The following is a 24511-nucleotide window of genomic DNA, read 5'->3' as shown; positions in this document are numbered from 1 at the left end:
AAAACTTATTTTTTTGCAATGCGCCAATACGTCACCGGAGATTCTATAAATCTCACACCGAACCAGGAAATAAAAACACTTAAACAAATAACAACGGTGGAATAAAATAAGCCGCCCGCATTGGCTTCCGAAGACCAGCCCATATGATCCAGAAACCATATAACCAGAAAATGGCTGAGAAAAACCCCATAGGAAAGACCTGCACAAAAGGCATTGCCCTGAAGGTGCCTGCCTGATTTATGCATCATATAAAGAAGAGGCAAGCCCATGGACAGACCAAGAAAAGTTTCACGGATATAGTCTGCCCTGTGAAAACCCTTCATCCAGAGAAAAGAAAAAACCACAAGCGCAGCAAGCCAGATAATAACAGGAAAACATCTGTCAAATAAATCAGCACGCCCTCTGTGGATCTGAAACAGGCAGCTCCCCAGAACAAAAAAGAACAAAACTCCCGGCAAAAGCCTGTAACCAAAATAATCCGTATGCAAAAACCCGAACGCAGCCATAAGAAAAACAAGGAAGCTGGCCGTTGCAAGAAGATGCTTCAGGGGCTTAAAAATAAAAAGAAACATCATTAGCAGATAAGCCTGCAGCTCTGCACCAAGGGACCACGCAGGAGGAACAATGCAAAGCCCATGCCCGGAAAGAACCCCGCTGTCAAGCCACATATAATAGTTCAGCGGTACAATGCTAAAATTATAAAATATTTTTACTACAGTAAAATCAGCAGGACCATAACCCGTTGTCAGAAAAAAAGCAACGGTCAGAACGCAGACATAAAGATACAAAGGGTAAATACGCAAAAAACGATCCCTTAAAAAGCGGAATACCAGACCGGAACCACCGGGAAGTATTTCATGCCAGAGCTTTGAAACCACATACCCGGCCAGCATATAAAAAATAACAACGGCAACAACTCCGGGATTCATATCAAAAAAACGCACATGAATATGGGAAAGAAGTACCATGCAGGCCAGGATAAGACGAAAATACCCTACCATTAAAACTACTCCTCAGAAAGCTACTCCTCTTTGAAGGAAACAAAAAGTCTTTCTATAAAAGGATCAATCAGATAACGCAGCAGGGTTCTTTCTCCTGTCTTGATGACCACCTCAGCGGGCATACCGGGAACAAGCTGCCTGTCCCGGCCAAGCCTTTCAAGCTCTTCGTGGGGAATGGCAATCTTGGCCATATAGTAGGGCATTCTTGTGTTTTGATCAATAAGCCTGTCGGGAGAAACTGCAAAAACATCCCCCTCAATTACAGGTGTGTTTCGGGTATCAAAGGCACTGAAGCGCAAATCCGCCTTCATATCACCATGAACCCGGTCAATGTCTTTGGGCTGAATCTGGGCCTCAATAATAAGAAGAGAATCACTGGGAACAATCTCCATAATCTTCTGGCCGGGACTGATCACACCACCGATGGTGTGAGTTTCAAGGGAGAGAACAATACCATCATCGGGGGAGCGGATTTCCGTGCGGCGAAGCACATCCTTTACCGCCTCATACTGCTCCATAAGGGAAGCAAGCCTGCGCTGGGTCTCACTGAGTCCGGACTCTACTTCCTTCTGAAAATCCTGATCCAGCTTGAGAATGCGGAGACGCAGCTCTGTAATATGGCCATTTGCCCTTGAGATGTTTCCGATATCCTCAGACCTGCGGGAATTTACCTCCTCAAGGCTGCGCTCCAGAGTGAGCAGGTTATTTCTGGGATAATGCCCCTCATTCACAAGCTCCTGAAGGTCGGATATTTCATCCAGCAGAAGGCTGGCCTGACGGGTCCTGCTGGAAAGGGCCGACTCAAGGGTTTCAATATAACGCTGCTGGGAACCGATGTTTTCCTCCAGAATCTCCTTTTCCCTGAGAAGACTGCCCCTGCGGCTGGAGAAAAGCTCCCGCTGGGTGTGAAGAATCTCCTCCGCAACCGAATCCTTGTGGAGAAGGAGATCTGCAGGGAAGGCGATGCTGTCATGGCCAAGCCTTTCCGCAAGTAGTCTTGCATGGGTGGCCTTGGCACTGATGTACTCACTGCGGACGGCTGCGTACTCCGCACGGGGACGGACATCACTTAAGCGGATAAGGAGTTCATCTTTTTTTACGGGCTGGTTCTCCCGGACATAGATGGCATCCACAATGCCGCCATAAAGGTGCTGCACTGCCTTGCGGTGGGTCTCTACGGAAACAATGCCCTGACAGACTATACCCTTATCAAGGGGAGCTGTGACGGCCCAGAAAACAAAGGAAAAAAATCCCAGTATGAGAATGGCAAAGCCTGTAAAAATGGCCTTGGCCGGATTGGTATCTGGTTTTGGTATTTGGGGGTTCTGCATGGGGATCCTCTTTGAGCGTAAATAATGTTGCCCTAAAAGCGAACGGACAGCGACTGCACACATACAAAATACACGGACAAACAAAGACTGACACGGACTGACAGAAACTGCCTGAACTCCACACGGACAAGCAGCCCCATCCCTCATGTAATGGCCTTGCGGGCGGCGGCCTCGGCATTAGCCCGCTGCTCCTGTATCCAGCGCAGCACGTCATCCCTTGGACCAAAGGCCTGAAGCTGGCCTGCGGAAAGCATCATGAGCTTATCCACGGTACTGAGGATGTTGGTTTTATGGGTAATGACAAACACCGTTTTTCCGTCCGCCTTCATCTGCTCTATGGCCGACACAAGGGCCTGCTCTCCCACATCATCGAGATTGGAGTTGGGTTCATCCAGCACCACCATGACAGGACTGCCGTAAATTGACCTTGCCAGTGCTATGCGCTGGCGCTGGCCTCCGGAAAGAACCACACCGCCCTCGCCTATATAGGTATTATATCCGTCGGGAAAGTGCAGGATCATCTCATGGACACCTGCTGTCTGTGCCGCTTTCACAACCGCAGCATCATCAATATCTCCGAAGCGGGCAATATTTTGAGCAACGGTGCCCTCAAGCAGCTCTATGTCCTGTGGAAGATATCCGATAAAAGGACCCACCTGCTGCCTGTCCCAGCTATGCATCTCGGCACCGTCCAGACGGACGGCACCCATGGCCGGCGGCCATGCCCCCACAAGGAGACGGGCCAGCGTGGATTTACCCGATGCACTTGGCCCCACAATACCAACAATCTCTCCGGGATGCACCTCAAAGGTAATATTTTTAAGTATCTGGGCATTGGAATTGGGAGCTACTGCCACAAGGCCGGCTGCACTCACGCGTCCCTTGGGAGGCGGCAGTTTCAGAGACTCCGTATCCGCTGGAAAAAGAGCAAAGGTTTCTTCAAGACGCTGATAAGCACCCCTTGCCGTGACAAACTGCTTCCAGGTACCGATGAGAAGCTGCACAGGGGCAAGGGCCCGGCCCAGAAGGATGGAACCTGCGATCATCATACCCGCGGTCAGTTCATGCTGTATGACATAATAGGCACCAAGCCCCAGAATAAGGGACTGGGCCGAAAGGCTGACAAATTTAGTGATGGCCTGCACGGTGCCCGCCCGCTCACTGGCAACGGACTGCCATGCAATGTGGGCCTGATGTTTAGGATCCCAGTGCCTTCTCACGTTATTCAGCATACCCATGGACTCAATAACTTCCGCATTGCGAAAATTCATGTTGGCAAAGTTGGTGGCAGAGGCATAGTGCTTATTGGACTCTCCCAGAGGTGCACGGCTGGTCCATTCCGTGACAAAGGCAAGGAAAATAAGAATAATGGCTGCTCCTAAGGCAAAAAGCCCCAGAGCCGGATGCAACATGAAGATAATGAAAATATAAATGGGTGCCCAGGGGGCATCAAAAAAGGCAAAAAGACCATTACCCGTAAGAAACTGCCTCACCTGAGTCATGTCGCTGAAGGTCTGGGAAGCCCTGCCCGATGCACCGCGCAGGGACCTTTCATAGGCCACGTCAAATACCCGGTCACAGCTTAAGGCATCTATCTTGTTGCCAGCCCGCACCATGACCCGGCTTCGGACACCTTCAAGGGCCGCAAGAATGACGTAGAACATGACCACGATGATGGTGAGCATGAAAAGGGTGGTCTGATTGGCGCTCATGAGTACACGGTCATAGATCTGGAGCATATAGACGGCTGGGGTAATCATCAGCATATTGATCACAAAGCTGAAAATTCCAAGGGAGAAAAAGGTGGTTTTAAAGGTAAGCAGCAGCTTTGCCAGCTCTCCCTTTTCCTTGTTTCCCTGAGCAGCTGATTGTTTTCTTAAGGGTTTCAAATCATAGCCTTTCATAACTGGTAACGGTTCAGCCTCAGGGGGCTGAAACGGATAAACTTTTGCACGGGCTTCGAGGGCCTCAGCCTCCGGGCTGCACGGACAAGGACAACACGGACAAACAGGGACTGACACAAAAACCAAAAGCACACGGACATGCAGCGACTGACACGGACACACACAAAAACCGGACAGACTCTGTCAAGGCTGACGGAACCACAGCCCCGGACGGTACTTACAGCCACCTGGCTTCGAGAGCCTCAACCTACTGTACACGGACAAACAGTGACTGACACGGACACACACAAAAGCCGGACAGACTCTGTCAAGGCTGACGGAACCACAGCCCCGGACGGTACTTACAGCCACCTGGCTTCGAGAGCCTCAACCTACTGTACACGGACAAACAGTGACTGACACGGACACACACAAAAGCCAGGCAGACACAAGTGCCAAGCCTGACGGTGACCACAGATCCGAACAGATACTTACAGCCAACGGGCTTCAAGTCAGCCACCGGCAGGGTTACCGGATACTGCCAGAAGCCGGTTCAGCTCCTCCATATCCTCATCTTCAAGGGTACCGGCATGGAAAAGCAGGCTCAGGCGGGCCATGACATGGTCATAACGGGCCTGAAGCAGCCGGGTGCGGGAATTATAAAGCCTTCGCTCCGCATCCAGCACATCCGTGGGCGTACGAATACCCGCCCTCACCCCCTGAGAACTGGATTCCACGGCCAGTATATTGGCATCAACGGCTTCCTCCAGTGCATAAATACGCGCCGAAGCACCCTCTATCCGGGTGTAGGCCTCGGTGACACGATGGACGGCATCCCTTTTCATATGATCAAGATCCGCCTGTGCTTTTTTTACAATGGCCTTTGCTTCCCTGTGGCGGGCACTGGTTTCTCCACCGGAGTACAGGGGAATATTCAAATGAACGGCTGCGCTGGTGATGGTATCATCGGCAGCCCTGTAATGGGTGCTTTCATTGGTATCCATATGCTGCAGAACAGCATCCACGGTGGGCGCATGGCGGGACAGTGCCTGCCTCTCACCATTAATATAAACCTGCAGATAATATTCATGGTACCGAACCCTGAGATTGGCGGCAAGGGCCTTTTCCTGCCAGTCTTTCAGGGATAAACCCGGAGGATCGTAGGCAAGGTGAAGTCCAAGGGGCAGAACATCTTCCACGGGAACACCGGTAATGCGGGAAAGCCTGTCTTTTTTTATCTGAAGGTTACTTTTTGCCTCAATAATACCGGCCCTAACCTCCAGCAGACGGGATCTGGCCTCAAGAACATCGCTGCGGGTAGAAACTCCCCGTGCCTCCATGGCCTGAAACTGTTCCATCTGGCGAGCAACAGCGGCTTCCTCGGCAAGGAGAAGGGACATATGGTCTATGGATGCCAGAAGATCAAAATAGGACTCCGCCACCCGCAGCTTAAGATCTGCAGCGGCCATATCCCCCGCCACTCTGACAGCCATCACCTGAGGGCCGGATTTTCTGTAATGGTAATAGCTTTCAAGGTTGAAAAGGGGCTGACGCAGACTGACGGCATAGCGCCGGGTTTCATATTTATCATAGCGGTCCGAATCCGAATGGGTAAAGCTCGCCCCTGCGGAAAAATGGGGCAGAAGGCCTGATCTGGCCTGCGCCCTGAAGGTTTCTCCGGCTTCCATTTCATAAACACTGGAAAGATACTCCGCATCGTGACTTCGGGCAAGCTCCCAGGCTTTCAGAAGGTCCATGGGACCGGCAAAAACAGAGGGCATTAAAAAAAAACAGGTAAGAAAAAAAATAAAAAACAGCGGATAGAACCACGGGGCTTTTTTCTGCAAGGGACTTTCCTTTTTAATGAATTTGTACCCGGTAAGAATCCCTGAAAAAACAGGCCAGTCTTAGTCCTGCCATGGCTTTGTTGTCAAGATTAATCTTTAATAAAGCATGGCGGGCAGAGCGCACAAATGAAAACATAGGCATAAAACAACAAATAAGGACAACCCGTAATGCCGGACCGTCCTTATTTTATTTTTTTCTTAATGCTGATTTTCAGTTTTTACTGATGGCCTGTTTCAGGGCATTGGCATAGGTTGCGCGGGCTGTCTGAAAAATTGCTAGCTGCCGCTGCACCCTTTCAATTTCCTGATCCGTAACACGAAGATTAACAAGCTGATTTTTTGCATTCTCACTGAGATCATCGAGATTGTAATCAACGCCGTCAATGCTTATTTTCTGATTATTTTCTTCCGCTACCATAAGATAACAGCTCCTTTTTAAATTTAAATTTTCAATAAAAAAACATATTAAACAAAAAGATCAGTATGACACAACTTTTTTATTCTGCCATTATAATCAACTTTTGACAAGGGTGAGAGCCTATAACCTTTAACCTGAATCCCGATCTAAGTGACGCACTATAAATGACAGAGCAGCCGGACGGTGTGATTATGGCTTAGAAAATCTCAGGTCTTGAAAATCTGACACAAACCGTTATAGTTCAGCGCTGGATAAAAAGAGGTAATGGTTCAAATTCTGAAAGGACGGAATCAGCTAAATGGAAATACCGCCGTATTCAAAATGGGTTCCAAAGTTTCCATGGGCTTACAGCTTTTTTATTCTGTCATCCATCAGAAACGAAATCAAAATCCGGTTTGCAAGAAGTAGATTCGGCGGCATCTGGCTGATTCTGAATCCCCTTGCCCAGGTGGCAATTTTCGCTTTTATTCTTTCCGCCGTGCTTTCCGCCAAACTGCCGGGTATTGACAATCGTTATGCCTACGCCATTTACCTGACAGCCGGCATTCTTGCCTGGAATCTTTTTACTGAAATAGTCAACCGCTGCCTCACCCTTTTTATTGACAACGCCAACCTGATGAAAAAAGTAGCCTTCCCCAGAATAGTGCTGCCTCTGATTGTCATGGGCTCTGCCATATTCAACAATTTTCTTCTGTTTATGGCCATTCTTTTCATATTCGCATTCCTGGGGCATATGCCCACCCTGTATATTTTATGGCTGCCTTTTCTCATGGTACTTACGGTACTTTTTGCCACGGGAACCGGACTTATTCTTGGAATACTCAATGTTTTTATCAGGGATCTGAATCAGGTTGTACCCATTGCCCTCCAGCTTCTATTCTGGTTTACCCCAATTGTGTACCCTGCAGAAATAATACCGGAAAAGCTGCAGCCATGGCTTCATTTCAACCCCCTTTTCACCATTACAGAAGCCTATCACAGCATTCTTGTATATCAACGTGCACCACAGACAGGTGGTATTCTTCTGCTCTGTATTTTTACCTGCCTTACCCTGGTTGCGGCACTTTTTCTCTTCCGCAAAGCCAGCAGGGAAATGGTGGATGTACTATGAACCATAATAAAACAAGCGAATCCTTTTGCATACATACCGTTAATCTTGGCAAGGCCTACAAGGATTATAGCAGTGAATGGCGGCGTATTGCATCATGGATGGGCATCAGAACCCGCCCCATTCCGGAAAAACGAGTCCTGCGCAATATCAGCTTCAGGATGGGACAAGGAGAGGCCATTGGTATTGTCGGCCAGAACGGAGCCGGCAAAAGCACCCTCCTCAAACTCATTTCAGGCACATTGCACCCCAGTGAAGGGCATATACACATTTCCGGACGCATCTCCGCCATACTAGAACTGGGCATGGGATTCAACCCGGAACTTACAGGCAGACAGAATGCCCTGCATACCCTGGGGCTGCTGGGTTTTCCCCATAAACAGATTATGGATCTCCTTCCCGGAATAGAGGACTTTGCTGAAATAAACAGCTATTTTGACGAACCCGTAAGAACCCTATCCAGTGGAATGCAGATGCGCATAGCCTTTGGCGTAGCCACCTGCGTTCGCCCGGATATACTTATTATTGATGAGGCTCTTTCCGTAGGTGATGCCTATTTTCAGCACAAAAGTTTTGACCGTATCCGCAAGTTTCGGGAAGCAGGCACAAGCATGATTATTGTCTCCCATGATAAAAATGCCATCCAGACCTTCTGCGACAGAGCCATACTGCTGGATAAGGGAAATCTTCTGATGGACAATACTCCTGAAAGCGTTCTGGATTATTATAATGCCCTCATTGCTGAAAAAGAAAGCTGCAGGCCAAGGATGAACTACCTGGAGAACAAAGGCATACAAACGATTTCAGGTACGGGTGAGGCAGAGGTGGAAACCCTTGATCTTCTGGACAGCAATGGTCATAGTACCGAAGAAATCCACACGGGGGAACCCGTCTGCCTTCGCATAAAGGTCTCCGTAAAAGAAGATATCCCCGAACTGGTCATAGGATACGTAATAAAAAACCGGCTGGGTCAGGATGTCTTCGGCACCAACACCCACAACCTCGGCTGCAGTCTGCTTAACCTCAGGGCAGGTGAAAAACCAGAGTACCATTTTTATTTTCCGGCAAATCTTGCCCCCGGCTCATACTCACTGGCACTGGCACTGCACCGGGGTGCAGACCATCTGGAATACAACTATGAATGGCGGAATCTGGCTCTGATGTTTCATGTCCGCAACACACACCATCCGGTTTTCAGCGGCCTGACATGGATACCCCCCAAAGTGGAGTATGCACGATGAAAAAAGAAAAGGAAGAAAAGGGGTCTGACCCCTTTTTCTATAAAGCCTTTGAAGAAAGATTCAGGGGACCCCGTGAGCTGGTATATGAAAGACTGAAGGTATATCTGCCCTTTATACTTCCATTCAAGGATATCTTCAGCCCATGCAAGGCTCTGGATCTCGGATGCGGACGGGGTGAATGGCTGGAACTGCTGAAAAACAACGGCTTTGAAGGCAGAGGAGCAGATACCGATGCTACCATGCTGAGCATATGCAACTCAAGAGAACTCTGCGTTGAACAAAAGGATGCCCTTGACACACTTTCACAGACCCCGAATGAAAGCATGGTACTGGTCACGGCCTTCCATCTGGCGGAACACCTGCAACCGGACCAGCTTCTGAAACTTTTCCATGAAGCCAGCCGGGTACTTCATCCAGGCGGACTTCTGATCATTGAAACCCCGAATCCGGAAAATCTGAGGGTCGCCACCCGTGACTTCTATGTAGACCTGACCCACAGAAAACCCCTGCCTTCTCACCTGCTGGAATTCATGGCTGAATATGAAGGTTTTGCACAAATTAAAACCATCGGCCTTAATGAAAACAAGGCTCTCCATCAGACAGAAACCATTACTTTGCAGGAATTTTTCCACGGTGCAAGCCCCGATTACGCCATAATTGCGCAGAAACAGGGTGAAAGCCCGCTTATGGATACAGTACAGCGAACCTTTAAAGAAAGCTACGGTATACCTCTGGATTTACTGGCAGAAAAATTTGAAAAACGAATAATAAAGGCAGAACAGGGGTGGTCACACTACAACAGAGTTGTAGAAAGTCGATCTTGGAAAATAACCCGCCCCATCAGAACCGGCAACCAGAAACTGAGCCGTGCAAAAACCCTTTTCTCCTCATACCGCAGGCGGGCAGCAGATTCTCTTAACCCACGGAAATTTTTTCAAAAACAGGTTCGACAACTTGCGACATTTACCCTTTCCAGCCCCCTGCTCAAAAAAACAGCTACAGCCTTTCTCAACCGGATACCCGGACTTGAAGCCAGAATAAGACAAATTATTCATGGCACAGGAAGACCCATAGTCCAGAAGTCAGCACAATACCTGTCACCAAGGGCCGGAGCAATTCACCAGCACTTGAAACAACAGATTAAAAAACACCGGAAAGCAATTAAGTGAGACTTGTTATTGATTTGCAGGGCGCACAGTCCGCAAGCCGCTTCAGGGGGATTGGCCGGTCATCCATGGCCCTGGCCACAGGCATTGCACGACAGGCCGAAGGCCATGAAGTCTTTATTGTCCTTAATGGTATATTTTCTGAAACCATTGAAAGTATAAAAAAAACACTCCAAAAAATTATCCCGGCACAGAATATATGCGTATGGCAAGCCACTTCTCCGGTATGCGCCGCTGCAAAGGACAATGTCTGGCGAAAAGAAAGTGCTGAATATCAAAGAGAAGCATTCATTGCCAATCTCAGACCAGATGTACTTTTCATCACAAGCCTCTTTGAAGGATATGCAGATGATGCTGTAACTTCAGTAAAAAAGTTACCATCCCCATACAAAACTGTTGTTCTTCTGCATGACCTCATCCCACTCATTTACCCCGAAAACTATCTGCATACTTCTGACCGGAAAATTTTTTACGAAGAAAAAATCGAGGCACTCCTGAAAGCCGATCTTCTGCTTTCCGTCTCCGAAAGTTCCCGTATGGAAGCCATGGAAAAGCTGGATATTTCCGGCGACAACATCGTCACCATTTCATCGGCAGCTGACCCCATATTCAAACGGACCGAAACTGAACAGACATGGCACATACTCTCAGCCCATGGAATCGACCGCCCCTTTCTGCTTTACGCACCCGGCGTCAGTGATTTCAGAAAAAACATCGAGGGTCTCATCAGGGCCTTTGCCCTGCTCCCGGCCCATATCCGCCATAAACGTCAGCTTGTACTCGCCAGCAGAATCCCCCAAACCGTTCGCAGGCCCCTTGAAAAACTGGCCGCAAAATGTGGGCTGGAACATGATGCCATAGTTTTCACAGGCTATGTTGATGATGAAAATCTGGCAGGACTTTACAGCAGCACAGAGCTTTATGTTTTCCCATCAATACACGAAGGCTTCGGCCTGCCCGTTCTGGAAGCCATGGGTTGCGGCGCACCTGTCATAGGCTCCTGCACCAGCAGCATCCCGGAAGTCATCGGGTGCGGGGAAGCCCTTTTCAACCCGCATCAGCCTGAAGATATTGCCCGTAAAATAAAAGAGGTGCTTGAAACCCCCGCCCTGCACCAGCGTTTAAGGAAGCATTCCGCAACAAGGGCTTTATGTTTTTCATGGGACAAAACCGCAGAACGGGCTATGGGTGCAATGGAAAAACTTTTCCGTAAAAATCCTTGCATAATAAAACCAGAGAAACTGTCTTCAAAACGACTTAAGCTGGCCTTTGTTTCCCCACTGCCACCGGCCAAAAGCGGTATCGCCGCATACAGCACGGAGCTTATTCCGGAACTCAGCCGTTACTACGACATAGAACCCGTGGCCACACAGCCTCAGCCCACAGATCTGCCGGGATGGTCCGGCACTGTAAGAACGCCTGAATGGCTGCTTCAGAATGCAGAACACATGGACAGGGTTCTGTACCAGTTCGGCAACTCCCCCTTGCACAGCCCCATGATACAACTGCTGCAGCAGGTGCCGGGGACTGTGGTTCTTCATGATTTCTTTCTCAGCGACCTGAAGATTTTCATGGCAGAAAACGCCATGCTGCCCGGCTCAGTGGCCGACGAACTCTACGCATCCCACGGGTATCCTGCATTAAAACAACTCCAGCAGGAGGATGTCAGCGCATGTAAAAAAAGCTGGCCCATGAATCTGGACATTCTTCAACATGCAAGGGGAGTGATGGTGCATTCCAGGCACGCCATTGAACTGGCCGCTTCCTTTTACGGAGAAAAAAGCAGAGAAAACTTCATCTCCCTTAAGCACCTGAGAACACCAGCGGAAAAAACAGACCGCATGGAAACAAGAATCCGGCTGGGCTTTTCTCCTGAAGATATGATTGTCTGCTCCTTCGGCTTCATAAATCCAGTAAAATGCATCGACAAAATTCTCAATGCATGGTTCCAGAGTTCCCTGGCAGAAAGACCGGACTGCCACCTCATTTTTGCAGGTGAGAACCACGGAGGAGAATATGGCAGGACACTACTGAAAAAAATAAAAGAAAAAGGATCTGAAAAGCAGATACGCATAACAGGCTGGTTAAATGAGCAGGATTACCGGAATTATCTTTCAATAGCTGACTTTGCCATACAACTCAGAACAAGTTCCAGAGGAGAAACATCCGGAACTGTTCTGGACTGCATGAACCACGGTCTTGCCACCATCATTAATGCCCACGGCAGCATGAAGGAGCTTCCCGAAAATACGGTTCTCATGCTGCAGGATGTTTTTTTGGAAAAAGATCTTGCCCATGCAATGGAAATGCTGGCATCAAACGAAAACAAACGCCTTGAACTGGGATCCGAAGCAAAAAAGCATACAGAACTGCATCACAACCCCGCAAGCTGCGCCCTAAGCTGTCAGCTGGCTTTGGAAAGTTTTTACAACAGGGCATCAACAGATCTCCATGCCACCACCAAAGCCATTGCCTGCTGCAAAACAGGCAGGGCAACAGGTGAAGACATCAGAAAAACCGCCTTATCCCTTGCCCGGAACTTTCCGCCCCGCCCAAGGGAAAAGCATCTTTTTCTGGATGTGACAGCAACCAGCAGCCGTGACCTGAAAACAGGCATAGAACGGGTAACCAGGGCCATAATGCTGGAATTGATCCAGTCACCTCCACCCGGCTTCCGAACTGAACCTGTATATCTGCACAAAGAAAAAGGGGACTGGAACTACCGCCATGCCCGTTCCTATACCCTGAGCCTTATCGGGCACCCTCAGAAAAACCCCAACGATGACATTGCTGAAATTTTTGCTGAAGACATTATTCTGGGGCTGGATATTTCAGGAGAAAAACTCATTGAAGCTGAAAAACAGGGGTTATTTAAAGACTACAGGAACAACGGAACCCGAATTTTTTTTATCATCTATGACCTGCTGCCCATCAGGCTCCCTTCCTGTTTTCCACCGGGCGCAGATTCCCGGCACCATGACTGGCTGCTGGCCACTGCCCGCATGGATGGCGTCATCGCCATATCAGAAAGCGTGGCTAAAGACTTCAGAGAATGGGTTGCAGAACAAGGGGAGATCAATCAGGATCTTTGCATAGAATGGTTTCATCTGGGAGCAGATACGGAAAACTCCGCTCCAAGCACAGGACTGCCTGAAAACGGAGAGCAGATACTGCAGTCCATTGAAAATACCCCCACCTTTCTCATGGTGGGAACGCTGGAACCCCGCAAAGGACATCTGCAGACCATAAAAGCCTTTGAAAAGTTGTGGGAAGATGGCATCAACGCAAGGCTTGTTATTATCGGGCAGGAAGGCTGGCCTGATCTGAACCGGGAACTTCGCCGCACCATTCCCCAAATCGTCCGGACAATCAGAAAGCATCCTGAAATAAACAGAAGACTCCTCTGGCTGAACCGGGTAAGCGACACCTTTCTCAACAAACTTTACAAGGCTGCGGCCTGCCTTATTGCCGCCAGCGAAGGCGAGGGCTTTGGCCTTCCACTCATTGAGGCCGCCCGCCACGGACTCCCCCTTATGGTAAGGGATATCCCGGTTTTCAGAGAAATTGCCGGTGATCAGGCTTTTTATTTCCATGGAACAGAACCTGCTGACTTATCTGAAGCCGTCATCAGGTGGCTGGAACTGTACAACAAAAAGCAGCATCCCGCATCCCATGGGCTGGAATTCCGCACATGGCAAAGCAGCGCCGGGATGCTTAAAAATATTATCATTAAAGAAAGCAACTGAAATGCGAATCCTTCTGGGCCTGGACCCGCTTCGCCCTCCCCTTACAGGTATCGGCAGTTACACAAAGCATCTGGCAGAAGAGCTGATCCGTATGCCGGACCTGGAAGTTGGAGGGTATGGATTCGGAAATATATTTTCTCCTGAAAAAATGATAAAATTGCTGTCTGCAACTTATCTTTTACAAAATAAATCAGCCACAGGACAGGACCACATCAAAAACAGGCTCAGGGAAATACCAGGAGCCTATGCCCTGCTTAAAACCCTTATGCATAGAAGCATGAAACAAAAGCTGGAACACTCCAATCTCAAATTTCTCTGCCATGCACCGGATTTTATACTCCCCCGCTCGTCCGGTAGAAATGTTGTCACCATACATGACCTTTCCCATCTGAAATATCCTGAAACACATCCCCCCGCACGGGTAAAATGGCTTAAAAAAATGCTGCCTGAAACCCTCAGGCGGGCATCTGGCATAATTACTGTCTCTGAATATATCCGAAAAGAACTACTGGAATCAGGACTGATACCGGATGGCAAACCCGTTTATGCCATACCCAACGGCTGCTCTGCTGGCTTTCACCCAAGAAACCGTGATATGGTATTGCCAACCTTAGCAAAGTACAAGCTTGGCTGGCGCAGATTCATCCTCGGCGTAGGCACTCTGGAGCCCAGAAAAAATCCATCGGGTCTTGTGGAAGCCTACCTGAAACTACCGGATGAAGTGACTGAATCATTCCCTCTGATTCTTGTGGGTGTCAAAGGCTGGAAAAACCAACAACTAAATAAAATACTTAGTCATGTCACTCCCGTAAAAAACATTCACCTCACAGGATATCTGCCCGAAAAGGAAGTACAGGAGCTGACGGCATCTGCGGCTGTCTTTGTTTATCCATCGCTTTATGAAGGCTTCGGCCTGCCCGTTCTGGAGGCAATGGCAAGCGGCACTGCAGTCCTGACTTCCAACAGAGGAGCCCTTGCTGAACTTGGAGAAAAAGGGGCAATGCTTGTAAATCCGGAAAAGCCCTCAGCCATAAGCAAGTCCATGGAGATCATGCTGACAGACCCTGAAGAAAACAGGAAGTGGCAAAAGGCCGGGAGGAAAAAAGCAGCCCTGTATTCCTGGAAAAAATGCGCCACTATGACCTCAGATGTTTACAGGATGGTCAATGGCTGAAACCCTTCCATTTCAAAAACAAAGCTTGCCCGAAAACCCATCATAGGCTATTGCTCTACAGGTTCTCCGGGATAAAAAACCGAATACTGTATGAATACTTTATCCCGGCTCTCAGAAAGAGACTACCTAACCCCAGAGCATGAAATAAATGACACAGACCGTACTTCTGGTAAACAAGTTTTACTCTCCATCCATCGGTGGAATAGAAACAGCCGTCAGGCAATACGCCCACTGGTATCGTGAGATGGGATACAGGGTCATTATTCTCTGCTGCTCCCATACCCCACAGAAAAAAACAGTAAAAGAAACCATTCAGGGAATAGAGATTATCCGCACGGCATCCATGGGTAATCTCTTTTCCGTACCCATAAGTCTTCCCTTTTTTAAATATTTTTTCCAATTGGCCCCATTGTGCAACCTGCTTCACATCAACCTGCAGTTTCCATGGGCAAGTATGGCTTTCTGCCTCATGAAAAAAAAGATCTCAGGCCGAACCATAATATCCTATCACTGTGATGTTTATCGTCAGAAAAAACTAAAGCTCATAACCTATCTCTTTGACCGCAAAGCGGTTCGGGATGCAGATACTGTAATAACAGGAAGTCAGATCCTAAGAGAAAGATCTGAAGTTCTATCAAAAATAAAACGTACTGTAAAAATACTGCCATATTCCATCAACCTTTTACAGTTAGACAAATATCTGAACCAACAGCTGATTCCTCTGCCTGATGCATTCTGCTCTAAAGGATACTATATTTTCTTTGGCCGCATGGTAAATTATAAAGGTGTCAGAATCATAGAAAAAGCCTTCATGAAACTTATGCTTGAAAACAAAGCTGTTAATCTTCTGGTTTTCGGTATTGGCCCGGAAAGTCATCGTTTTCACAATCTTGTAAAAAATTATCCTGAAAACATAATCTTTTACAATCAAACCTTTTCACAGCAGAAAAAATACCAGATGCTGAAGGGTGCAAAAGCCTTTCTCTTCCCATCTCAATACCCGTCCGAGGCCTTTGGTATAGCCCAGCTTGATGCCATGGCCATGAAAAAAACCATCATCAATACAAAACTCCCAACGGGAGTAAACTGGGCAGCACCGGACGGTGTATGCGCCATAACCATTGAAGCCGGGAACGTAAAAGCCCTTGCGGAAGCCATGCAAGGATGCGAAGAAGGTAAATTCAATCTGCAGGAACTGGGGGAGGCAGGAAGAAAACGGGTGGAAGATTATTTTGACGAAGCAGTAATAAAAAAAGAATTTTTTAAAATCGTTAACTCAACCTTAAATAAAAAAAACTTTACAATTACTGATAAAATTCATTAAGTTTTTTATAAACACTCATGAATCTGGGCACTGGGCTCACACCGTTCCAGACAACAAAAAACCCACAATATGCGGTGGTTTACTGACAATTAAAAGCACATGATATTGTATGCCGGAATGGTGTGAGCCCAGTGCCAAATCCGGAAGACCACCTTCAAACCTCCTGAAAAAAATCATTCCCTGCGCAGAATATATGGCTGTCTTCTTCTGCTAAAAACAAAGCCCGTCCCGGTGTCTTCTATAGTCCGCTTCCACCATCATGCGGCAAAGTTCCTCCAAGCCAGTATGGGAATCCCAGCCCAGCTCCTTCTTTGCCCTGGAAGCATCACCAACAAGAACATCCACCTCCGTCGGGCGATAGAACTTAGGATTCACCCGCACACGGACCTTTCCCGTATCCCGATCAAAGCCTTCTTCATCCAGCCCCTCGCCCCGCCACAGAATTTCCATACCCGAGGCCCGGAAAGCCAGATTAACAAATTCCCGTACGGTATGGGTACGCCCCGTGGCCAAGACATAGGAGCCGGGTTTTTCCACCTGCAGCATCTTCCACATTCCCTCTACATATTCTTCGGCATACCCCCAGTCCCGACGGGCATTCATATTCCCCAGCTCCAGAGTGCCTTTTTTTCCAAGGCTGATCTTTGCAACGGTATCGCTGATTTTACGGGTGACAAACTCCATGCCCCGCAAAGGGGATTCATGGTTGAAAAGAATACCGCTGGCGGCAAAAATACCATAAGCATCCCTGTAATTCACCGTCATCCAGTGGGCATAAAGCTTGGCCGCGCCATAGGGATTGCCGGGATAAAAGGGCGTTTTTTCATTCTGGGGAGATTGCAGGGCTTTTCCAAACATTTCTGAAGTGGAAGCCTGATAAAACCGAATCTTTGGATTCACAATGCGGATGGCTTCCAGAAGATTAACAGGCCCAAGACCCGTAATATGGGCTGTTGCCAGGGGCTGGTCAAAGGACACCCCCACAAAACTCTGGGCTGCCAGATTGTAGATTTCATCCGGCTCTATATCTTCCACCAGCCTCACCGAAGCCGCAGCATCGGTGAGATCATACTCCACAAGGTGAAGGTTGGGATGCTCCAGCACGCCCAGAGATTCCATACGCCAGAAATTTGAGGAACTGCTACGGCGATAAGCCCCGTAAACCTCATAGTTTTTATTCAGAAGCAATCTTGCAAGATAAGCCCCGTCCTGGCCTGTTACTCCCGTAACCAGTGCTTTTTTCATGAAAAAACTCTCCGTATTGTTCCATGGATTCTATCTAGCCGACAAAGCGAATCAGCAGAAAACCACCTATCAGAAGTATCACAAAAAGAATGGCCAGTCTGTCAAAGTAACGTTCGATAAAGGCCCGTATACCGGGGCCGAATTTCCAGATAAGAACCGCAACGAGAAAAAAACGTGCAGCCCTGGAAAAAACAGAAGCTGTGATAAAAACCGGCAGACTGATGGCAAACATGCCTGCAGCAATGGTGAAAACTTTATAAGGTATGGGAGAGAATCCTGCAATGGCAACGGCCCAGGCATCATAATTATTGTAAAGCTCTCCGATGCGGGCCACCTGCTCCTCTGCCCCGTAAAAGGCGACAATGGGTGCGCCTATGCTGCCCATAAAAAACCAGCCTATACCATAGCCTGCAATGCCACCAAGGACAGAACCTGCCGTACAGACCCCAGCATAAAAAAAGGCTCTGGAAGGCCTTCCCACACAGAGGGCAATGAGAAGAATATCCGGTGGAATGGGAAAAAATGAGGATTCTGCAAAGGCAATTATAAAAAGGGCCAGAACTCCCCACGGGGAGTCCGCCCAGCTTAAAACCCAGTTATAGAGACGACGCAGCACAAAACCAGCCTTTCCGTTGAAATGATTGAATAATCATATATAATCCGCCAAGGTGATTTTTAAGTCTTATAGCCATAACTGGCACCAATAAGGCTGGACCTAGCCTGTAACTTTTAAGATATTCCAGTACAGACAGATCTGCTATAAAAAACGGTGCAGATTGATGCATCCGTCAAACAAAACCCAAGGTACTATCCAAAAGGCTTTTTTCTGAAACCATCATAAAACGTTTTACTATAAAGGCCACCATACCGGAAATCAAGTTTCTAAACTAATATTTGTTCGAAATCCGTGCAGAATTTATCAAGCGTGGGACCAAAAGCACCTTGGGATTCCTTCAGTGATAGCAAAATCAGCCGCAGAAAAATCCTTACCCACCCTGAAACCCTTAGCAATTAAGGCAATACTGTCTCCGAAGAAAATCTGGTTAAAAGAAACAAAAAAAGATGTCGAAGCAAGAATTCTTACCTTGCTTCAGGCATCGGAGGGCATTGATAGAGATGGGAAAACAAAACAGCTGTCAAGCTGATTGCCATGGCTGACATGACAGGTATGATTCCGTAAAAAAAAGCCGCATATGCTCTCAAAAGAACATAAGCGGCTTTTTTTATTAGAATAATTTTGGAATCAGTGAAGACGGGGCTGGATCAGGTCATTTTCAATACGCGCTGCAATCACAAGCGCCTGACTCATGAGATCATGGATGGCAAAAAGTTCTTTTTTCAACTGACGGATACCACCATTGGGAAGGGAAGGCAGGGAAGCTTCGGCAAAAAGATCAGAGAGGACTTTGGACTTGGCCGAAAGGCTGTCCATGCGCTCGGAAAAGGCGGCCACTTCATCGGCCCACTTGCGAAGCTCTGTTTTATGCTCTTTGTTCTGACCTGCAAATACGGGCTGAATGGCGCTGATGTCATAATCCGGGCTGCGAAAGGTGAGGGAAAACATGATTGCATACTCCTTATAAAACATGGGTTGTACCGCTCATCCGCCTCTGGCGGTCTGCGGAGTTATCGGGGTTCTCCCCTTTTTTTTTGCTTCTGCTTAACTGCAGGAACACAAGGCTCCTGAATGAACACTCTTGTCTGCAAAAGCATTTTCAATGCCACGCATAAAAAAACGCCTTCATAAAAAGTCAAAAAAACGCACATGGACATGTAAGCGACTGATATAAAATCTGATAAAATCTTTCAGCATCTGCTTTTCTTTTTCATCCTGCCACAGAAAGACCTTCCGCATCAGCCAAAGAAACAGACAAAAAACGAACATTAGCCATACAATTATGGTACAGGCGCATTCTTGCTGAACAAAAATAGAAAAAATCTATCCAAATACAAACACCCATTGAAAGGAACGATTTGATCCCGGCCAGCCCCATTGCCTATATCTATGGGCCACAGGGGTATTCATACAGAAAAGCTTGACCCGTTGGAGCCATACTCCGGCAAGCAGAAGAGGTCAGGAAAAAATAACCGCATAAAAAACCTTCACCGTTTTCTTTTTAAAAATCAGCGGTGATTTCATCCATATTACCTGAACACGAGGAGAAAAAAGACTGATGAAAAACTATTTTTCCACCCGATGGGGCATCATTGCCGTAGGTGCCCTCATCGGCCTTCTGGCGGCACTTTTGCAAAAAATGGGAAACCCGCCCAACATGGGGATCTGTGTGGCCTGCTTTGAAAGGGACATTGCAGGGGCTTTAGGTCTGCACAGAGCAGAGGTGGTGCAGTACATGCGCCCTGAAATCATGGGCTTTGTACTCGGCTCCCTTGTGGCAGCCCTTCTTGCCAGGGATTTTCGGCCCCGCACTGGCTCAGCACCCGTGATTCGCTTTGCCTTAGGCTTTTTTGCCATGATCGGTGCCCTTATTTTCCTTGGTTGTCCATGGCGGGCTTTGCTCCGGCTGGCCGGCGGGGACTGGAATGCAATTTTTGGACTTTTAGGGCTTGCGGGTGGTGTTTTCATCGGCACCCTCTTCCTGAGGGGCGGCTACAATCTGGGGCCTGCAAAAAAAGCTCCGAAATTTGTGGGCTTTGCCATGCCCCTTATCATGGCAGGCCTTCTGGTTCTGGCCTTTATGAATCCACCCATGGCAGGAGAAGGTAAAAGCGGGGTTCTCTTCTACAGCCTCAAAGGCCCCGGTGCCATGTATGCCCCACTTTTAATCGCCCTTGCCATAGGCCTTCTTGTGGGTGGTCTTGCCCAGAGAAGCCGTTTCTGCACCATGGGTGCCCTGCGGGATCTCATCCTTTTTAAACAGATGCACCTCTTCTCAGGACTCATAGCCCTTGTGGCGGTGGCTTTTCTTGCCAATCTTGCCTTCGGGCAGTTTAATCCGGGATTTGAGGGCCAGCCCGTGGCCCACAGCATGGGGATATGGAACTTCATGGGAATGGTGCTGGCAGGCCTTGCCTTTGTTCTGGCAGGGGGTTGCCCCGGCCGTCAGCTCTTTCTTTCCGGAGAGGGGGACGGAGACGCAGCCATCTTTGTGGTGGGCATGATTGTGGGTGCCGCCTTTGCCCATAACTTTGCCATGGCCAGTTCTCCTGCGGGTATCGGTGCCAACGGCATCACGGGCCTTGTCATCGGCCTTGTGGTCTGCCTTGGGATAGGTTTTTTTGGCATGCGGAAACAGGCCTGAGGCAAAAAAGACCCTTCCAGGGCCTTCCTTTCACCCCGGCCGCTCTGGCTTCGAGAGCCTCAGCCACCACCCGGAGAAAGAGGGAAAAAAAGGGGTTTCCCAAAATAAACTTTTCACGGCCGGTATCCGGCCTATCCATAAAGGAGATTTTCCATGACAGAAATTCTTGATGAACGGGGACTTTCCTGCCCCCAACCCGTACTGGACACCCTGAAAGCCCTGCCCTCGGTTCAGGGTGGAAAACTAAGCGTACTGGTGGACACGGAAGCCGCAAGGGAAAATGTGGCCAGAGCCGCCGAATCCAAAGGATGGCAACTGGCATCCGTGGAGGAAAAAGATGGCGAATACACCCTGCATCTGGTAAAAAACGCCTGACCTTTACTTTAAAGGAAGACCATGGCAGCACGAAAACCACTCGCCACTGCTTTCTTCAGATACAGGGCAGCCATAAAATCCTGACTCCATCCACCCGCTAAAAAATTCTTTTAGCGGGTGTTTTCAAAAGCTACCCCTCTGCTGGCACATTTAAGGAAAGTCCATGTTTTTCAGAAAACTCTTCGGTAGAAAAAAAGCAAAGACTTCCCGGGCCGACCGGGGCATGCTCCTTTTTGACCACACCTCCGATGTGATACAGGCGGAAAATATTCTCAAGGCCGAGGGCTGGACCATTAAAGTCATGGGACCACCACCGGAAATCCAGAGGGGATGCGACCTTGTGGTGGAATTTCCCCTCATGGAACAGATGCGCATTCTGGAAACCCTGAAAAGCGCCAAGGTTCACCCCGTGGACGTGGTGCCCGTAACCGGGCCTCTCCTTTCCCCTGTGGATCTTTTCCACACCAAGGATTTCGGAGAATACCTCATGGTCCGGGCAGCCAACATGAAAATCACCATAGAGAAAAAAAGCCGCATGATTGTAAATATTTCCGGTGGAGGTTGCCCGGATGTGCCCTTTCTGGCGGACCAGCTAACGGGCAAAATTCTGGAAGATGCCCCCCAGCCCCGGGAAATCGGGCATACCCTCTGCGGATATGCTCTGCAGCTTGCCTATGAGGAGATCAAACGCCAATGCTTGTGATTGCAGGAACCGTACCCGATCTGAACTTTCCTCTGGTTACAGGACCGGCCCGCCTTGAGGGCGACAGTCTGAAGGTGGGAGATCATCTTATCCCCGTTCTCAGGGGTACACCAGCCCTTGTGGCTGCGGCCATCCGGACGGCGGAGGTTGTGGGAGACCAATCTCCCCATGTGATTCTGGCAGGAGATACGGGCAGAGGCGGAGGCAGCCGTCTTGTCTATCGGCACATAGTGGAAAATGCCCAGAGCTTTGCAGGCACAACCCTTACCTTCCACTATCTCCAGCCCGACGTGGACTGGCACAACCGCATCCTCATGGCTCTGGATGCCCTTTCCCTGCAGCCTGTGCGCATTGCGGATGCAGGATTCATGTATGCTGCAAAAATGAGCGGTTATGCCGCATCCTATGATCTTTTCACCCCTGATGTGGGCGAGCTGGCCTTCCTTGCCGATGAAAAAGCGCCCCATCCCTTTTATACCAGAGGCTTTATTCTCCATCAGGATCAGAACGCGCCGGAACTCATAGAAAGGGCCTATGCCCATGACAATGCCGCAAGGTACCTTCTGGTGAAGGGGGCTGTTGACATGTTTGCCTCCGGAGAAAAAATTCACTGGCGCATAGACAGCCCCGGCTGCGAAGTGATGGAGGCCATGGGCGGCACAGGAGACACCATCACGGGAATGGCCTCCGCCCTTATTGCTTCGGGTATTGATATGGAAAAGGGCTGCCACATGGCAGCCCTTGCCAACCGCCATGCAGGAATGCTGACAAGCCCCACACCCGCAACCCAGGTGGCGGAAATTGTCCGGGCCATTCCACAGGCTCTGGCAAGCTTGCAGAAGGGCTGAGAAAGCCCATACTTTTTTTGTACCCCCCTGTTCCTTTTATGGGAAAAACTGTACCCATAAAAAATGAAAACAACTGTATCTGTTTTTTTTTCTGTCAGGGGCATAGGGTGGGTGCATGAAAAGGGAAACGCAGGATAAAAAATACCGTTACGAAGAAGTCCAGCACCGCATGATGCAGATGGTGGCGAGGGCCTGGGACAAAAAGGGAGAAGTCCTGCTCTGCGGCTCTTTTTCCAAAACACTGGCTCCGGGCTACCGGGTTGGATGGCTGGCCGCCGGACGTTTCCGGGAGCAGGCCTTCCGCCTCAAAATAATGGTCTCTCTGGCTTCAGCCAGCCCCACCCAGCTTGCCGTGGCAGAATTCCTCCACTCCGGAGGCTATGAGCATCACCTACGCCATATCCGCAGAATCTATGCAAAAAAAACAGCGGCCATGGCCGATACCATCCACCGTCATTTTCCTGCGGGCACCCGCATCACCCGTCCCCAGGGAGGATTCACCCTCTGGGTGGAAATGCCGGAATCCGTCAATTCCATGGTGCTTTATGAAAAAGCCATGGCTGAAGGCATCAGCATTGCGCCCGGCTCCCTTTTTTCCACCACCTCCCATTTCAGCCACTATGTGCGCCTCAATGCGGCCGCATGGTCGGACCGGAACGCATGGGCTGTGGAAACCCTCGGAAAGACAGCCCGGACCCTGATGGACAGTTCCTGAAAAAATTCCGGCAAGATAATGTTCAGGCCGCTTCCGGGATTAAAAATACCCGGGAATTGATCCCTAAGCCCATCAGCCATGCACAGCACTTTTTACCGGCTGGTGTTTTGTCATAAAGGCTTATCCCAAGGAGTCTCATCCATGCGCAATATTCTTTTTTATACCTTCACGGTTCTCATCTGGGGATCCACCTGGATTGCCATCACCTTTCAGCTGGGAGACATGGACCCCATGGCTTCCGTGGCCCTGCGCTTCTGTCTGGCCTCCCTGCTACTTCTCTTTTTCTGCTTTTTCAGACGGATCCGAATGCGTTTTTCACCCAAAGAACACATTGCCATGGCCCTGCAGGGCTTCTTTCTCTTTGGTCTGAACTACTGGTTCATCTACCTTTCGGAGCTTCACATCACAAGTGGTCTGGCTGCTGTTCTTTTTTCCACCATTGTGCTCATGAATGTAATCAATGCCGCCCTTTTCCTTGGCAACAAGGTCAGGATGGAAGCCATCTGGGCTGCGGTTCTCGGCCTGACTGGCATTGTTCTTGTCTTTTGGCCGGAGCTTAACGGATTTCATCTTTCCGACAGCGGACTCAAGGGGGCTTTATTCTGTCTGGCCGGAACATGGCTGGCCTCCATAGGCAACATACTTTCCGCCAGAAACCAGAAAAAAAGCCTGCCCATAATCCAGACCAACGCCTTTGGCATGGGATATGGCGGTATAATTATGGTCTTTTTTTCCATTGTACTTGGAAAAAGCCTGATTCCTCCCTTCACCTTCACTTATATGAGCTCCCTCTTCTACCTTGCCGTCTTCGGCTCCATTCTGGCCTTTGGCTGTTACCTCAGCCTTGTGGGCAGCATAGGACCGGAAAAGGCCGCCTATGCCACCCTTCTTTTCCCCATTGTGGCCCTTGGTTTTTCAACATTTTTAGAAGGCTATCAGTGGAGTATTTCCGCTGCTGCTGGTGTGGTGCTGATTCTTGGGGGCAATTTCCTCATGATGAGAAAAAAGAAAACCATTGAGAATGACAATAAAATTTTTCCTCTTCCTGAGCCGGATACGGCCCCCATGGAAAAACAGGCGGCATGAAAAGGTAGAGAAACCGTCCCATACAAATTCTGCGTGAAGC

20 protein-coding genes are annotated in these 24511 nt (G+C 49.0%); 12 read left to right on the top strand and 8 right to left on the bottom strand.

What is annotated here, in order from left to right; genetic code table 11:
* Positions 1–5 precede the first annotated feature (5 nt).
* The 5 genes from FIM25_RS06255 to FIM25_RS06235 form a co-directional block, all read right to left on the bottom strand.
* Positions 6–1001, bottom strand: a complete 996-nt coding sequence (locus FIM25_RS06255) for an acyltransferase family protein (RefSeq protein WP_139447404.1) — start codon at positions 999–1001, stop codon at positions 6–8.
* Between the two features lie 20 nt (positions 1002–1021).
* Positions 1022–2332 carry an HlyD family type I secretion periplasmic adaptor subunit gene (locus tag FIM25_RS06250; protein ID WP_179953200.1) on the bottom strand — a complete coding sequence of 437 codons (1311 nt, stop codon included), beginning with the start codon at positions 2330–2332 and terminating at the stop codon, positions 1022–1024.
* 143 nt (positions 2333–2475) lie between these two features.
* Complete coding sequence (locus FIM25_RS06245) at positions 2476–4221, bottom strand: type I secretion system permease/ATPase (RefSeq protein WP_218961310.1); 1746 nt, start codon at positions 4219–4221, stop codon at positions 2476–2478.
* 506 nt (positions 4222–4727) lie between these two features.
* Positions 4728–6062: a TolC family outer membrane protein gene (locus tag FIM25_RS06240; RefSeq protein WP_139447398.1), complete on the bottom strand. Its 1335-nt coding sequence runs from the start codon at positions 6060–6062 to the stop codon at positions 4728–4730.
* Positions 6063–6273: 211 nt separating this feature from the next.
* Positions 6274–6480 (bottom strand): DUF6447 family protein, encoded by a 207-nt coding sequence (locus tag FIM25_RS06235; RefSeq protein WP_139447396.1) that lies wholly within the window; start codon positions 6478–6480, stop codon positions 6274–6276.
* Positions 6481–6778: 298 nt separating this feature from the next.
* On the opposite strand from FIM25_RS06235, the gene FIM25_RS06230 reads away from it, so the two are divergent.
* The 6 genes from FIM25_RS06230 (at position 6779) to FIM25_RS06205 (ending at position 16239) form a co-directional block, all read left to right on the top strand.
* Positions 6779–7591 carry an ABC transporter permease gene (locus tag FIM25_RS06230; protein WP_139447394.1) on the top strand — a complete coding sequence of 271 codons (813 nt, stop codon included), beginning with the start codon at positions 6779–6781 and terminating at the stop codon, positions 7589–7591.
* Positions 7588–8829: an ABC transporter ATP-binding protein gene (locus FIM25_RS06225; RefSeq protein ID WP_139447392.1), complete on the top strand. Its 1242-nt coding sequence runs from the start codon at positions 7588–7590 to the stop codon at positions 8827–8829. The genes FIM25_RS06230 and FIM25_RS06225 overlap by 4 nt, the downstream gene beginning before the upstream one ends.
* A complete protein-coding gene (locus FIM25_RS06220; protein WP_179953199.1) occupies positions 8826–9998 on the top strand; it encodes a class I SAM-dependent methyltransferase in 1173 nt (390 codons plus the stop codon). Before FIM25_RS06225 ends, FIM25_RS06220 begins: the two co-directional genes overlap by 4 nt.
* Positions 9995–13741: a glycosyltransferase gene (locus FIM25_RS06215; protein ID WP_139447388.1), complete on the top strand. Its 3747-nt coding sequence runs from the start codon at positions 9995–9997 to the stop codon at positions 13739–13741. Before FIM25_RS06220 ends, FIM25_RS06215 begins: the two co-directional genes overlap by 4 nt.
* A 1-nt stretch (position 13742) precedes the next feature.
* Complete coding sequence (locus tag FIM25_RS06210; protein ID WP_179953198.1) at positions 13743–14915, top strand: glycosyltransferase family 4 protein; 1173 nt, start codon at positions 13743–13745, stop codon at positions 14913–14915.
* A gap of 148 nt (positions 14916–15063) precedes the next feature.
* Positions 15064–16239, top strand: coding sequence for a glycosyltransferase (locus tag FIM25_RS06205; protein ID WP_139447384.1), 1176 nt, complete (start codon positions 15064–15066; stop codon positions 16237–16239).
* A gap of 210 nt (positions 16240–16449) precedes the next feature.
* Here FIM25_RS06205 and gmd read toward each other — a convergent pair whose 3' ends face one another.
* From gmd to FIM25_RS06185, 3 genes are all read right to left on the bottom strand, one after another.
* Entirely contained in the window at positions 16450–17484 is a 1035-nt protein-coding gene (gmd, locus tag FIM25_RS06200; protein WP_139447382.1) for a GDP-mannose 4,6-dehydratase, read from the bottom strand.
* A 34-nt stretch (positions 17485–17518) separates the two neighbouring features.
* Complete coding sequence (locus tag FIM25_RS06195) at positions 17519–18100, bottom strand: YqaA family protein (RefSeq protein WP_139447380.1); 582 nt, start codon at positions 18098–18100, stop codon at positions 17519–17521.
* 627 nt (positions 18101–18727) lie between these two features.
* A complete protein-coding gene (locus FIM25_RS06185; RefSeq protein ID WP_139447376.1) occupies positions 18728–19048 on the bottom strand; it encodes a hypothetical protein in 321 nt (106 codons plus the stop codon).
* Between the two features lie 610 nt (positions 19049–19658).
* Between FIM25_RS06185 and yedE the strand changes: the two genes are divergently transcribed.
* From yedE to FIM25_RS06155, 6 genes are all read left to right on the top strand, one after another.
* The gene (gene yedE / locus FIM25_RS06180) at positions 19659–20744 is read left to right on the top strand and encodes a YedE family putative selenium transporter (RefSeq protein ID WP_179953197.1); all 1086 of its coding nucleotides are present in this window, start codon (positions 19659–19661) and stop codon (positions 20742–20744) included.
* A gap of 153 nt (positions 20745–20897) precedes the next feature.
* Positions 20898–21119 (top strand): sulfurtransferase TusA family protein, encoded by a 222-nt coding sequence (locus FIM25_RS06175; RefSeq protein ID WP_139447372.1) that lies wholly within the window; start codon positions 20898–20900, stop codon positions 21117–21119.
* A gap of 163 nt (positions 21120–21282) precedes the next feature.
* Positions 21283–21822, top strand: a complete 540-nt coding sequence (locus FIM25_RS06170; protein WP_139447370.1) for a putative Se/S carrier protein — start codon at positions 21283–21285, stop codon at positions 21820–21822.
* Positions 21813–22670 carry an NAD(P)H-hydrate dehydratase gene (locus FIM25_RS06165; RefSeq protein WP_139447368.1) on the top strand — a complete coding sequence of 286 codons (858 nt, stop codon included), beginning with the start codon at positions 21813–21815 and terminating at the stop codon, positions 22668–22670. The genes FIM25_RS06170 and FIM25_RS06165 overlap by 10 nt, the downstream gene beginning before the upstream one ends.
* A 115-nt stretch (positions 22671–22785) precedes the next feature.
* Positions 22786–23385 carry an aminotransferase-like domain-containing protein gene (locus FIM25_RS06160; RefSeq protein ID WP_139447366.1) on the top strand — a complete coding sequence of 200 codons (600 nt, stop codon included), beginning with the start codon at positions 22786–22788 and terminating at the stop codon, positions 23383–23385.
* 141 nt (positions 23386–23526) lie between these two features.
* A complete protein-coding gene (locus tag FIM25_RS06155) occupies positions 23527–24471 on the top strand; it encodes a DMT family transporter (protein ID WP_139447364.1) in 945 nt (314 codons plus the stop codon).
* Positions 24472–24511: the final 40 nt, after the last annotated feature.

Origin of the sequence: Desulfobotulus mexicanus (assembly GCF_006175995.1) — a bacterium.
Taxonomy (GTDB): Bacteria; Desulfobacterota; Desulfobacteria; order Desulfobacterales; family ASO4-4; genus Desulfobotulus; species Desulfobotulus mexicanus.
This window is presented reverse-complemented; position numbering and strand designations above follow the sequence as displayed.

Excerpts from the sequence above, each read along its gene's own strand:
- FIM25_RS06175 (WP_139447372.1), top strand. The coding sequence starts at position 20,898 with ATGACAGAAATTCTTGATGAACGGGGACTTTCCTGCCCCCAACCCGTA.
- FIM25_RS06205 (WP_139447384.1), top strand. The coding sequence starts at position 15,064 with ATGACACAGACCGTACTTCTGGTAAACAAGTTTTACTCTCCATCCATC.
- FIM25_RS06185 (WP_139447376.1), bottom strand. The coding sequence starts at position 19,048 with ATGTTTTCCCTCACCTTTCGCAGCCCGGATTATGACATCAGCGCCATT.
- yedE (WP_179953197.1), top strand. The coding sequence starts at position 19,659 with ATGAAAAACTATTTTTCCACCCGATGGGGCATCATTGCCGTAGGTGCC.
- FIM25_RS06225 (WP_139447392.1), top strand. The coding sequence starts at position 7,588 with ATGAACCATAATAAAACAAGCGAATCCTTTTGCATACATACCGTTAAT.
- FIM25_RS06230 (WP_139447394.1), top strand. The coding sequence starts at position 6,779 with ATGGAAATACCGCCGTATTCAAAATGGGTTCCAAAGTTTCCATGGGCT.
- gmd (WP_139447382.1), bottom strand. The coding sequence starts at position 17,484 with ATGAAAAAAGCACTGGTTACGGGAGTAACAGGCCAGGACGGGGCTTAT.
- FIM25_RS06160 (WP_139447366.1), top strand. The coding sequence starts at position 22,786 with ATGAAAAGGGAAACGCAGGATAAAAAATACCGTTACGAAGAAGTCCAG.
- FIM25_RS06210 (WP_179953198.1), top strand. The coding sequence starts at position 13,743 with ATGCGAATCCTTCTGGGCCTGGACCCGCTTCGCCCTCCCCTTACAGGT.
- FIM25_RS06155 (WP_139447364.1), top strand. The coding sequence starts at position 23,527 with ATGCGCAATATTCTTTTTTATACCTTCACGGTTCTCATCTGGGGATCC.
- FIM25_RS06170 (WP_139447370.1), top strand. The coding sequence starts at position 21,283 with ATGTTTTTCAGAAAACTCTTCGGTAGAAAAAAAGCAAAGACTTCCCGG.
- FIM25_RS06235 (WP_139447396.1), bottom strand. The coding sequence starts at position 6,480 with ATGGTAGCGGAAGAAAATAATCAGAAAATAAGCATTGACGGCGTTGAT.
- FIM25_RS06220 (WP_179953199.1), top strand. The coding sequence starts at position 8,826 with ATGAAAAAAGAAAAGGAAGAAAAGGGGTCTGACCCCTTTTTCTATAAA.
- FIM25_RS06165 (WP_139447368.1), top strand. The coding sequence starts at position 21,813 with ATGCTTGTGATTGCAGGAACCGTACCCGATCTGAACTTTCCTCTGGTT.
- FIM25_RS06255 (WP_139447404.1), bottom strand. The coding sequence starts at position 1,001 with ATGGTAGGGTATTTTCGTCTTATCCTGGCCTGCATGGTACTTCTTTCC.
- FIM25_RS06250 (WP_179953200.1), bottom strand. The coding sequence starts at position 2,332 with ATGCAGAACCCCCAAATACCAAAACCAGATACCAATCCGGCCAAGGCC.